Annotated in this window: 2 protein-coding genes; both read left to right on the top strand. The window is 44.2% G+C overall.

What is annotated here, in order from left to right; translation table 11 throughout:
• Nucleotides 1-267 (top strand): hypothetical protein (locus KP708_RS15515; RefSeq protein WP_215757258.1); only part of this gene is annotated, 267 nt, incomplete at its 5' end.
• 26 nt (nt 268-293) lie between these two features.
• On the top strand, nt 294-577 hold a 284-nt coding region (locus KP708_RS15510; RefSeq protein ID WP_215757257.1), incomplete at its 3' end, for a hypothetical protein.

Genomic DNA, 577 nt, shown 5'->3' with positions numbered 1-577 from the left:
CCCCTAGAATTGCCGGGCATAGCTGGACTTGCGACCAGCACTCACGCCTGTGGGTCCTTAACTATCACTGATGCAGACGCCCTGACGGGCGGGCTACGCCGCTCCCGCGCTGCGCTCGCTCCGGGTCTGTTCGGCTCTGTGCTATGCTCATCTGCTTGCTCAGCGGACAAGGAGTATTTTAGCCACGAAAATACTTCTGATGTTGCTCTGGAGCGGTGTAAAAGCCGCCCCATGTTCGTGACATCTAACATTACCATATTTGGTTAAGTATTTTGATAAGAGGAAATGATACAGTGCTTACTGACAAAGAAATTAACGATGCCAAAATTGGCTTCAAGTACCAACATCCATCAGACATTCTTCACGAGCATGAAGACTGTATTAGGATGGCGTATGAATGGTTAGATGCTCAGACAACAATAAAAACAAAACCAAAACACAGTAGAGCTCTAAAGCATATTATAGAAAAATGGGCAGGAAGATATATATCAGATGCTCAGACAACAATAAAAACAAAACCAAAACACAGTAGAGCTCTAAAGCATATTATAGAAAAATGGGCAGGAAGATATATATC

The sequence above is a fragment of the Gluconobacter sp. P5H9_a genome, from assembly GCF_018812085.1.
Taxonomy (GTDB): Bacteria; Pseudomonadota; Alphaproteobacteria; order Acetobacterales; family Acetobacteraceae; genus Gluconobacter.
This window is presented reverse-complemented; position numbering and strand designations above follow the sequence as displayed.